Origin of the sequence: Microbacterium sp. NPDC086615 (assembly GCF_040686055.1) — a bacterium.
Taxonomy (GTDB): Bacteria; Actinomycetota; Actinomycetes; order Actinomycetales; family Microbacteriaceae; genus Microbacterium.
Genome location: NZ_JBFBJJ010000030.1, coordinates 1 through 10,925, shown reverse-complemented (window position 1 = coordinate 10,925; position 10,925 = coordinate 1). Strand labels below are relative to the sequence as shown.

10 protein-coding genes are annotated in these 10,925 nt (G+C 68.7%); 4 read left to right on the top strand and 6 right to left on the bottom strand.

The window, feature by feature from the left end; genetic code table 11:
* Positions 1–71: 71 nt before the first annotated feature.
* Together AB0O24_RS18115 and rlmN are read right to left on the bottom strand one after the other, a co-directional pair.
* Entirely contained in the window at positions 72–1,205 is a 1,134-nt protein-coding gene (locus AB0O24_RS18115; protein ID WP_363376808.1) for a DUF4232 domain-containing protein, read from the bottom strand.
* A gap of 55 nt (positions 1,206–1,260) precedes the next feature.
* Complete coding sequence (gene rlmN / locus AB0O24_RS18110; protein WP_275800210.1) at positions 1,261–2,589, bottom strand: 23S rRNA (adenine(2503)-C(2))-methyltransferase RlmN; 1,329 nt, start codon at positions 2,587–2,589, stop codon at positions 1,261–1,263.
* A gap of 215 nt (positions 2,590–2,804) precedes the next feature.
* Here rlmN and AB0O24_RS18105 point away from each other — a divergent pair, with 215 nt between their 5' ends.
* On the top strand, positions 2,805–3,710 hold the full coding sequence (locus tag AB0O24_RS18105; RefSeq protein ID WP_275800211.1) for a PRD domain-containing protein: 906 nt from the start codon (positions 2,805–2,807) through the stop codon (positions 3,708–3,710).
* Between the two features lie 15 nt (positions 3,711–3,725).
* On the opposite strand, the gene AB0O24_RS18100 is transcribed toward AB0O24_RS18105, so the two are convergent.
* Positions 3,726–4,304 carry a MarR family transcriptional regulator gene (locus tag AB0O24_RS18100; protein ID WP_363376806.1) on the bottom strand — a complete coding sequence of 193 codons (579 nt, stop codon included), beginning with the start codon at positions 4,302–4,304 and terminating at the stop codon, positions 3,726–3,728.
* Between the two features lie 107 nt (positions 4,305–4,411).
* Between AB0O24_RS18100 and AB0O24_RS18095 the strand changes: the two genes are divergently transcribed.
* From AB0O24_RS18095 to AB0O24_RS18085, 3 genes are all read left to right on the top strand, one after another.
* Complete coding sequence (locus tag AB0O24_RS18095) at positions 4,412–4,990, top strand: NADPH-dependent F420 reductase (RefSeq protein ID WP_363376804.1); 579 nt, start codon at positions 4,412–4,414, stop codon at positions 4,988–4,990.
* 76 nt (positions 4,991–5,066) lie between these two features.
* Positions 5,067–5,936, top strand: a complete 870-nt coding sequence (locus AB0O24_RS18090; RefSeq protein WP_363376832.1) for a VOC family protein — start codon at positions 5,067–5,069, stop codon at positions 5,934–5,936.
* Positions 5,937–5,962: 26 nt separating this feature from the next.
* On the top strand, positions 5,963–6,379 hold the full coding sequence (locus AB0O24_RS18085; protein ID WP_275800218.1) for a pyridoxamine 5'-phosphate oxidase family protein: 417 nt from the start codon (positions 5,963–5,965) through the stop codon (positions 6,377–6,379).
* Positions 6,380–6,469: 90 nt separating this feature from the next.
* Here AB0O24_RS18085 and AB0O24_RS18080 read toward each other — a convergent pair whose 3' ends face one another.
* The 3 genes from AB0O24_RS18080 to AB0O24_RS18070 form a co-directional block, all read right to left on the bottom strand.
* The gene (locus tag AB0O24_RS18080) at positions 6,470–7,306 is read right to left on the bottom strand and encodes a PRD domain-containing protein (protein ID WP_275800220.1); all 837 of its coding nucleotides are present in this window, start codon (positions 7,304–7,306) and stop codon (positions 6,470–6,472) included.
* A 66-nt stretch (positions 7,307–7,372) separates the two neighbouring features.
* Positions 7,373–8,836, bottom strand: coding sequence for a glycoside hydrolase family 1 protein (locus AB0O24_RS18075; protein ID WP_275800222.1), 1,464 nt, complete (start codon positions 8,834–8,836; stop codon positions 7,373–7,375).
* Positions 8,837–8,873: 37 nt separating this feature from the next.
* The gene (locus AB0O24_RS18070; RefSeq protein WP_275800224.1) at positions 8,874–10,799 is read right to left on the bottom strand and encodes a beta-glucoside-specific PTS transporter subunit IIABC; all 1,926 of its coding nucleotides are present in this window, start codon (positions 10,797–10,799) and stop codon (positions 8,874–8,876) included.
* Between the last annotated feature and the right edge of the window lie 126 nt (positions 10,800–10,925).

Here is a 10,925-nt window from a genome sequence, read left to right as displayed (position 1 = left end):
GACGCGAGTATCCCCCGGGAGAGAGGGAGACGGGAGTCGCGGGGCAAAAGGGAAGCGACGGGAGTCCCGGGTCAGCCCGGGCTGGTCGGATCGACGTCGACGGTCCACGCCGTGACGGCGACGGTCGAGCCCTCGACGATGTCGAGTTCGAGGGGCCACGATCCGCGCACCATGCCCGGTGTCTGCGCGGCCCACACCGTGTTCGTCACGAGAGCGCCGTGCGGTGAGGCCGCGTCCCAGCCCAGGACGGTGACGGCTTCGCCTCCCGCGGGGATCTCGATGCGCTGCGGGCCGGGGTCCTGCGCCATGAACGACCCGCCGTGCTCGATCGTGACGTCGAGGAGGTGGCCGTTCTGGTCGCCGAACGCGATGTCGGGGTATCCCTCGATGACGCAGGGTTCTTCCGAGAAGTTGAAGAGGCGCAAGGGCATGCCACGATGCCCCGTCGCCGCGTCGGGCTCGCCCTTGAGGACGGTGGCCCTGTCTTCGGTGCACCACTGCGGATCGTCGGGCACGACCGCGTCGGCGGTCTCGGGCACGGGCACCCCGAGCGCGTCCGGATCGGGGAGCGCACCGAAGCTGGAGGCGGCGTCGATCTCCTGCTGCGCGGCCACCTCGGCCTCGATCGCGGCTTCGCGGCCGGCGTCGGCCACCGCGCCCGCGACGACCGCACCAACGAGCGCGACGGCGGCGGCGGGCAGGAACCACGCGGGTGTGCGCGCGGGTGCCGACTCCGCCGCAGCCCCTCGGGCGATGAGGGCAGGGATCCAGCCCGCCGCGAGCCCCCACAGGGCCCCCGCGGCGGTCGCGACACCGAAGCCGCTCGACAGCAGCCCGCGCGGGCCGAAGGAGACGATCCACGACCACCCGGCGCCGAGGTCGAAACCCAGCCCCACGAGGGCGGCGGCGAGAACGAGAGCGAACCACGATGCCACCACCGGCGCCCCGTGACGCCGGAGCATCGCGGCGAGCGCCACGAAGACGACGAAGAGGACGACACCGCCGACGATGGTCGCGACGACGCCGAAACCGCCGCTCTGGTAGGCGGTCAGGCTCGTCGGCACCAGCTCCGGCAGGATGCTCGACAGCTGGGCGACGCCGTTCGGGATCTGCAGCAGGGCGTCGCGGATTCCGGCGGTGGCGATCCACAGGACCGCCGCGACGGCGGCCGCCACGAGCAGGCGCGGGGTGAGGAAGGTACGCATCGTCCTCATCCTGGCGTACACCGTCCCCCGCGAACCGGAGGATCCGCCGCGAGCCTCAGCCGACCGGCGTCGCCGCGGCGGCGACCTCGTCTTCTTCGGTCGCCACCAGCTGGCCGCACGCGCCGTCGATCTCTTTGCCGCGGGTGTCACGGAGGGTCGTCGGGATGCCGGCGTCGTTGAGGCGGCGCACGAACTCGTTCTGCACGGGGACCTCGGATGCCGTCCAGATCGAGCCCGGGGTCGGGTTCAGAGGAATCGGGTTGACGTGCACCCAGCCGCGACCGCGGGCGTTCAGCTTGTCGGCCAGCAGGTCGGCGCGCCACGCGTGGTCGTTCATGTCCTTGATCAGGGCATATTCGATGGAGACGCGGCGCCCGGTCTTGTCGAAGTAGGCGCGGGCGGCATCCAGTGCCTCGTCGACCTTCCAGCGGGAGTTCACCGGGATGAGCTCGTCGCGCAGACCGTCGTCGGGCGCGTGCAGCGAGAGGGCGAAGGTCACCGGGATGTCCTCGTCGGCGAGCTTCTTGATCGCGGGTACCAGGCCGACGGTCGACACCGTGATGCCGCGGGCGCTCATGCCCAGGCCGTGCTCTTTGTCGACCATGACGCGCACGGCCTGCATCACGCGGGCGTAGTTCGCGAGCGGCTCGCCCATGCCCATGAAGACGATGTTGCTCACGCGCTCGGGCACCTGGCCGGGTCCCTGAGCCTGTCGAAGGGTCTTGCCGCCCAGGCCACCGGCGGCGATGAGCGCGTTGGCACGCACGATCTGCTCGATGATCTCGGCCGCCGACATGTTGCGGGTGAGCCCCGCCTGGCCGGTGGCGCAGAACGGGCAGTTCATGCCGCAGCCCGCCTGCGACGACACGCACAGGGTGATGCGGCCGGGGTAGCGCATGAGCACCGACTCGACGAGCGCACCGTCGTGCAGCTTCCACAGGAACTTGATCGTGTCGCCGCGGTCGGTCTCGAGCCGGCGCACTTCGGTGAGCAGCGGCGGGAGGAGCCCCGCGACGAGCTCTTCGCGACCGGATGCCGGCAGGTCGGTCATGTCGGCGGCATCCGACGTGTAATGAGTGAAGTAGTGCTTCTCGAGCTGCTTCGCGCGGAAGCCGGGGAGGCCGAGCTCCTTCACCTTCTCGACGCGCTCGGCGGCGGTCATGTCGGCGAGGTGCACGGGCGGCTTGCCGCGCTTGGGGCTCGCGAACTGCAGCAGCGGACGCCCGGTCTCGTCCTTTGCCTGCTGCCAGCCCTCGGTCTTCGGCCGCACCTGGCGTGCCGGAGCGGTCCGCGGACGCGTCTCGCGGATGCCGGTGTCGGCCGGCGCCCCCGCGGGGCGCGCCTGCCGGGGCGTGGTGGAGCGCACGGGGGGCTGATCGGTCATGGTTTCCAGGGTACCGGGGCGCGCCTGCGCTGCGGCTGGGCGCGGCGCAGGCGCGTGAGTTGCCGCACTTGGTCGCCTCACGCGGAGTCACGCGACAACGCACGGCAACTCACGAGCGCCCGCACGGACACTTGCCGCACATCGCCACCACGAGCAGCACCAAACGACAAACCGCGGCAAGTCACCCGGGACGCCACCGCCCTAAACTGCATCCCATGCCCGGTGCCGGTGACGTCTCCCTCCCGCCCGGCGGCGTGCAGAAGCTGCTCAACAACAACGTCGTCGTGGCGATCGACGCCGACGGCCGCGAGCGGGTGCTGATGGGGCGGGGCATCGGATTCCAGCTCAAGCACGAGGGCCAGGTCGACCCGGCGAAGGTCGAGAAGACGTTCGTGCTCGAACAGGGCAGCGACACCGCCCACGCGCAGAAGCTCCTCACCGACGCTCCCTACGCGCTCGTCGAGGCGGTGCTGCACGCCGTCGACCAGGCCGAGCGCGACCTCGGCCGCGACCTCGGCCGCCGCCTGCCCCTGGCCGTTATCGACCACGTGAACTACGTCGTCGAGCGCCTCGACCAGGGCATCCGCATCCCCGGGACCTCGATGCCCGAGCTGCGGATCCTCCACCCCGACGAGTCGCGCGCCGCGGAGCGCATGGCGGCCTCGATCGCGGCATCCCTCGATCGTCAGCTTCCGCCCGAGGAGGGCGTGTTCCTCACGATGCACCTGCTCAACGCGACGCGCGACGAGCCGAACGGCACCGCGGCGCTGCTGTTCCGCCGTGTGCAGCACGTCGTGCGCACGGTCGAAACGGGCCTCGGCGTGGCCCTCGACACCGAGAGCCCCGACTACGCGCGGTTCATCCTGCACGTGCGGTTTCTCCTGCAGCGGCTCGTGAACCGTGCGATGCTGACGAGCGGCGACTCGTCGTTCTTCGAGTTCGCCAAGCACCGCTACCCCCGCGCCTTCGGCATCGCCGAAAGCGTGAAAGGCTACGTGCTCGCGGCGACGGGGTCGACGCTGACCGACGAAGAGGTGCTGTACCTCACGGTGCACATCGAGCGACTCGCCACGAGCATGGGGCGTCCCGACGACACGACCCGTCCCATCGCGTCCGCGTAGCCCGCGGGCGACCGGCTACACCTCGGGATCCGCCGGGCACCCCTGCGCGCGTGCGGCGCTCTGCTCTCCCGCGGGGTCGGCCGGGCACCCCTCCGCGTCGGCCGGGTCGGCGGCGCACACGTCCGCCTCGGCGGTCACCGCCATCCGACGATCGGGGTCGAGCCTGCCCAGGATGGCGTACGAGATGTCGGCCAGCCGTTTCACTCCGCCGGGCTCGAGCGCGTCGAGGATCATTTCGCGCACGGCCGCGTCGAAGCCCGGCCGGCTGCGGGCGTACACGCGCGCCCCCTCGTCGGTGAGGAGCGCATTCGTGGCGCGACCGTCTTCCTCGCACGCGGCCTTGTGCACGAGCCCTTTCTGGGCGAGCCCGCTGACCACGCGCGAGAGCCGCGGCAGCGTGGCGTTGGTGCGGGCCGCGAGGGCGGTGAGCCGCATCCGGTTGCCGTCGGCCTCGGCGAGCGCCTCGAGGAGCGAGAACTCGAACGCGGTCACGCCGGCGTCGACGAGGTGGCGATCGAGCGCGGTGGGCAGAAGCTCGAGCAGTGCCCGCAGCCGCGCGATCGCGACGCGTTCCTCGTGGCTCAAAGCGTGCATACCTTCGATCCTACCTTTGGTTGCACCTACAAGTAAATGTCGTATAGTTGCAGGTACAACAAACCGGGCCGTCGACCGAGGGCCCACCGGCAGAGAGGACACACGAGATGTCGAGCTTCACCATCATCGGAACCGGCAACATGGGCAGCGCGATCGGAGGAGTGCTCGCCGCGGGCGGTAACGACGTCGTGCACGTCAGCCACGACAAGCTCGCGACAGCGGCGATCGACACCGACGCCGTGATCCTGGCCGTCCCCTACGGCGCCATCGCGGAGATCCTCTCGACCGCGGGCGACCGACTCGCCGGCAAGGTCGTCGTCGACATCAGCAACCCCCTGAACTTCGAGACCTTCGACTCGCTCCTGGTCCCCGCCGACAGTTCCGCCGCGGCAGAGCTCCAGGCGAAGCTGCCCGACAGCTCCGTGATCAAGGCCTTCAACACGAACTTCGCCGCGACCCTCTCGGCGGCGCAGCTGGGCGGGGTGGCGACCACCGTCCTCGTCGCCGGAGACGACGACGCCGCCAAGAACGTGCTCATCTCGGCCGTCACCGCCGGCGGAGTCGCCGCCCTCGACGCCGGCTCCCTCAGCCGCGCCCGCGAACTCGAGGCGATCGGCTTCCTGCAGCTCACCCTCGCCGTGAGCGAGAAGGTCGGCTGGAACGCCGGCTTCGCCGTCATCCGCTGACCCCGAGACGCCCGAGCACCGGAGGTTCCTCGTGACCATCGCCACCGACGACCGCATCCTGCACCCCGACACGACGATGGGGGCTGTGACGCTGCGTGTCGCCGACCTCGAGATGATGTCGCAGTACTACTCCTCGGCCTTCTCGATGGAGCCGCTGCAGGAGCGTGCCCGCGGTCGCGAGGTGCACCGCGTGCTCGGGCGGGCCGACACCCCCCTCGTCCGCCTCGTCCACACCCCCGATCTCCCGGTCGCGCGCCCCGGCGAGGCGGGCCTGTTCCACACCGCGCTGCTCTTCGACGACCCGGGCTCCTTGGCATCCGCCGTCTATCGCGCCGCGCAGCATCCGCGAAGCAGGTTCGCCGGGTCGAGCGACCATCACGTCAGCGAGGCGTTCTACTTCACCGACCCCGAGGGCAACGATGTCGAGCTGTACATCGACCGCGACCGATCGCAGTGGGGCCGCTTCGGACGCGCGATCTGGATGACGACGGAGTACCTGGATCCGAACGACTATCTGCGTCGCCACCTGCCACCGTCGGAGGGGGATGCCACACCCGCCCGCGCGGGACGCGTCGGGCACGTGCACCTCCAGGTCGGCGACGTCGACCGGGCGCGGGCGTTCTACGTCGACGCGCTCGGATTCGAAACGACGCAGTCCGACATCCCCGGTGCGATCTTCGCCTCGGCGGGCGGATACCACCACCACGTCGCCATGAACACCTGGCGCAGTGCCGGTGCCGGCCCCCGCGCGGCGAGCCTCGGGCTCGGCGACGTGTCGATCACCGTGCCCACCCCGACCGAGCTCGAGGCGCTCGTCGCGCGACTGAGAGAGAAGGCCATCCCCTTCGCCGCGGACGGTCGCGCCGTCACCCTCACCGACCCGTGGAACACTTCCGTCACGGTGGCCCTCCCCGACGACTCCGTCGACGAAGCCCTCTCCCGCTGACCGACCGATATTGAAAGGCGAAACACATGCCGGAATCCCCTCTGCCCGAGGCTGCGCTCGAGTTCCTGCGCAAGCCCAACCCCGCCGTGATGGCGACCGTGAACAAGAAGGGGCAGCCCGTCTCGGTGGCGACGTGGTACCTCCTCGACGACGACGGACACCTCATGTTCTGCATGAACACCGACCGCGCCCGTCTGAAGCACCTGCGCGAGAACGGCCACGTCGCCCTGACCGCCTTCGCCGCCGACGACTTCGGCAGCCACCTGTCGCTGCAGGGCCACGTCGTCTCGATCGAGCCCGACGAGGGCTTCGCCGGAATCGACCGCCTCGCCCGCCACTACCTCGGCACCGACTACCCGGCCCGTGAAGACCCGCTCGTCACCGTGCGGGTGGCCATCGACAAGTGGTTCGGGTGGTCGGGCGGTCGCCTGCGCGAGTTCTGATCCGACACCGCCACCGCCACCGTTCCGACGCCCGAACACGCCACGGTCACGGTCACGGTCACGGTCACGGCGACGGTCACGGCGCCACGGTCACATGGTCAGACGGCTGACGTGGAGTGTGAGGTAGAGCACCTCGTCGGTCGAAAGCGCTCGATCGAACCGAGCGGCGAAGAGATCAGCGATGCGCTGCGCCGCTGCGTACGCGTCGGGACGCGAGGCCCGCAAGGCCTCGAGAAGGGAATCGTCGCCGTCCCCCGCGACGATGCGCCCTGACTGTTCGCGCGCGAACAGAAAACGCAGGTGAGTGACGAACCTCGCGACCGGCGCAGACTCCTCGTCGATCGCGAGACCGAAGGTGCTCTGGACGATGTCGAGGGTCTGGCTCAGCACCTGTGTCATCTGCAGGGCCGCCTTCACATCGGCGTCGCCCAATTGCGCGTTGACGAAGTGCAGCGCGAGGGGGATGGCTTCCTGGTCGGGCAATCGCATACCGGTTCGATGCTCGATGATGTCGAGCGCGCGCTTTCCCACCGCCGCCTCTGCGGGATACAGCTGTCGCACCTCCCACCGCAACGGGTAGTCGATCGGCGTGGTGCCCTCTGCAACGCGTCGCAAAGCGAAGGAGATGTGGTCGGCCAGGGGCAGCAGGACGTGCCCGCCGATACCTTTGCCCAGGATGCCGCGCGCCACGCGCAACACCTCGTCGGCGAGAGCGAGGTGTTTGGAGGGGATGTCCCGCAGCAGGGCGACGATGCGCTCGACGCTGGCGGAGGGCCCCGGGGTGAACCGCTTCTCGACGAGACGCATGTCCACGGTGGAACCCGCCCGCACGTGGAACCCCACGCCGCGACCCATCAGGATCTGCTCGATCCCGCGGCGGTCCACCGCCAGGACGACCGAGTTGTTGAAGACGCGCACAACCTGCATGGTGAATGACTCCGCGGTCTGTCGGGAACCCGGGCCGAGGGGACACCCCGGCCCGGGCGCTTCGGCTCAGAGGTTCTCGCCGTGTGAGGCGATGAGGTCGCGATACCAGAAGAACGAGTCCTTGCGGATCCGGGTGAGGGATCCTTGCCCGTAATCGTCCTGGTCGACGTAGATGTAACCGTAACGCTTGCTCATCTGCGAGGTGCCGGACGAGGGGAAGTCGATCGGCCCCCACGAGGTGAACCCCACCACCTCGACGCCGTCGGCGATGGCCTCTCGGATCTGCTCGATGTGCCGGCGCAGGAAGTCGATACGGTACGGGTCGTGGACCGAGCCGTCGGCCTCGACGGTGTCGATCGCGCCCAGGCCGCACTCGACCACGAACAGCGGCAACTGATAGCGGTCGTACATGCGGTTCAAACTCGAACGCAGGCCGACAGGGTCGATCGGCCATCCCCACTCGCTCCCGTCCTGGAGGTAGGGGTTCTTGACCGCGCCGAGCAGCGAACCGTACTCGTCGTCCGCCCCGTCACGGTACAGCGAGACGTGCGAGACGTAGTAGCTGAAAGCGATGTAGTCGATCGTGCCGTTTCGCAGCGCCTCGGCATCGGAGTCGTCCACCTCGATCGAGATACCCGTATCGGCGAAGTATCGCCGAATGTAGCCGGGGTACTCCCCTCGCACGGCCACGTCGGTGTAGAAGAGATTGCGCTGATCCTCCTTCACCGCCTGGAAGGCGTCCAAGGGCTTCGGGGTGGCGGGGTAGGTCTCGATCCGATTGACCATGATGCCGATGCGGCCTCCGTCGGGCAGGATGCGACGAGCCTCGGCGACCACGAGCGCGCTCGCGACGAGCTGGTGATGGCTCGCCTGATACGCGACTTCGTGCAGAGGACGATCCGTGCGCTCGATCAGTACTCCCGCCCCCGTGTAGACATCGGTGAGGTTCATGTTGAGTTCGTTGAACGTCATCCAGTAGCCCACTTTGTGGGCATAGCGTTCGAGAACCGTGGTCGCGAAGCGGACGAAGTGCGCGATCGGCTCGCGACTCAGCCACCCGTTGTAGCGATCGACGAGTTCGACCGGCATCTCGAAGTGAGACAGCGTGACGACGGGGGTGATCCCTTTGTCCAGCATTTCGTCGAACAACCGGTCGTAGAACTGCAGTCCGGCTTCGTTCGGCTCGGTTTCCAGACCCGTGGGGAAGATTCGGGTCCAGGCGATCGAGACCCGCAGGGCGGTGAACCCCATCTCGGCGAAGAGCGCGATGTCTTCGGGGTAACGGTGATAGAAGTCGATGCCCCATCGCTTCGGATGCACGCCCCCGTCGGTACCGGCCCGATTGGCCGCGAAGTCGGCGGCGCTCACGCTGAAGGTGAAATTGTCGGCGCCGTTCTCCACCTCGGGTTTGAATGCGGCATAGTCCGCGGTGGAGGCACCCTTTCCGTCGACGCCGAACGCGCCCTCGATCTGATTCGCGGCGGTGGCACCGCCCCAAAGGAAGCCGTCGGGGAATCGCAGCTGAGTCATACGTGGTCCTTTCGATAGGGGAGATGAAGGAGGAGTGTCACGCGCGCACGCGGAACAGCGGAGTGGATGCCGCGACCACGCCGCGGCCGGCCGCCTCGACGTTCGTCGGGTCGGCCTCGTTCGTGATGACGACGAGCGTCGTGGTGTCGTAGCCCGCCGCCTCGATGGCCGCGATGTCGGCGGTCGTGAGCAGCTGCCCGACCTCGACCCGATCGCCGGCGGCCACAGCGGCATGGAAATGACGCCCCTCGAGCCGGACGGTGTCGATACCGACGTGCACGAGGACCTCGACGCCCTCATCGGTGATGACGCCGAAGGCATGCGGCATGACGCTCACGATCTGACCGCGGGCGGGTGAGACGATCCGATCCGATGCCGGGCGCACGGCCGCTCCCGGTCCGATCGCGCCGCTGGAGAAGGCGGGCTCTGCGACGTCGTCGAGGTCGATCGCTTCTCCATCCACGGGTGACGCGATGTCGATGAAGGCCGTCGACCCGGCCGAGCGCGCCTCCGTCCGACGCAGGCCGCCTGCGGAGACAGGAGCAAGGGGGACGGATGCCGAGGCCTTGGCATCCGGTGCACCGACTCCGGCACTGTCGTCGTCGATGGGGTCTTTGAAGCCGAAGACCAGCGTGAGCAGGAAGGCGAGAACGGTGGCGCCGACGGTACCGATCACCTGCAGGGCGAAGTTGCCGTAGTTCAGGTACACGGGAAGGGTCATGAATGACGGCGCCACCACGGCTCCCGCAGCGGAGCCGCCCCACGCCGCGAGGCCACCGCCGAGCGCACCGGCGATCGAGGCGAAGACGAAGGGGCGCTTCAGGGGGAGAGTGACGCCGTAGAGGATCGGCTCGGTCACGCCGGCGACGAGGCCGCTGACCGTCGCGGGTCCGGCGACGGCCTTCAGCCGACGGCTTCGCGTGCGCAGGAACACCGCGAGCGCGGCACCACCCTGAGCCATCACGGCCGCCGGGAAGGGTGCCAGCAGGAGCGTATGCCCGGTGGTGGCGACGTCGTTGATCATGAGGGCGATGAGGCCCCAGTGCAGGCCGAGCACCACGATGAGCTGCTGGAGACCGCCGACGATGAAGCCCGCCAGCGCCGGGCTGAACGACCACAGCTGCGCGAGCCCTGCGGACAGCGCTGCGCTGAGCCACGTGGTCGCGGGGCCGATCGTGAGCAGCGCGAGGGGGAAGAGGGTCGCGACGACGATGAGCGGCGTCATGAAGTTGCGGATGGAGCTGTGCAGGATCCGCCCCAGCAGCTTCTCGTAGTGACTCTGCACCCAGACGATCACGATGATGGGGATGACCGACGATGTGTACGTCGTCATGATGACAGGGATGCCGAGGAAGTGCACCGAGTCGGCCGCAGCCAGGGCCGTAATGGCCGGGTAGATGAGCGCACCGGCGAGAGTGAGTGCGGTGAAGGGGCTCGCACCGAACCTCCGGGCGGAGGTGATCGCCAGGAACATCGGCAAGAAGTAGAAGACCGCGTCGGCACCGGCGTTCAAGATGACAGAGGTCTGCGAGTCCTGCGGCAGCCAGCCGAGCGCTGCGAGCGCGAAGAGAATCCCCTTGAGCAGACCCGTTCCCGCGAGCACCCAGAGGATGGGCTGGAAGATCGACGAGATCAGCTCGACGACGCGGTTGAAGATGTTCCTCGATGCGGCCGGCGCAGCGGGCAAGGGCGCCGTCTCTGACCGGGCGTCGGTCAGCTTGTCGAGCGCCTCCGCGACCTTGACCACGTCGTTGCCGATGACGACCTGGAACTGTCCGCCGCCCTCGACGACGGTCACCACTCCGTCGATCTTCTCCACCGCGTCCTTGTCCGCGCGCTGACGGTCGTTCAGGACGAATCGGAGCCGGGTCATGCAGTTGGTGACGGAGTGGATGTTCCCCGCGCCGCCGACCGCATCGACCACCTCCGTCGCCAGACGATCGAACCTCGTTGTCGTGTCCATGACTCTTCCTCGAATCTTCGGCGGACGGTTTTGGGTTATAGGCAAGAACGTGTGGATGGGATGGTGATCTAGCCGCGCGATCACGCGGTGAAACGGGGTTGTGCATGGTCCGCGACGCTTAGGCGT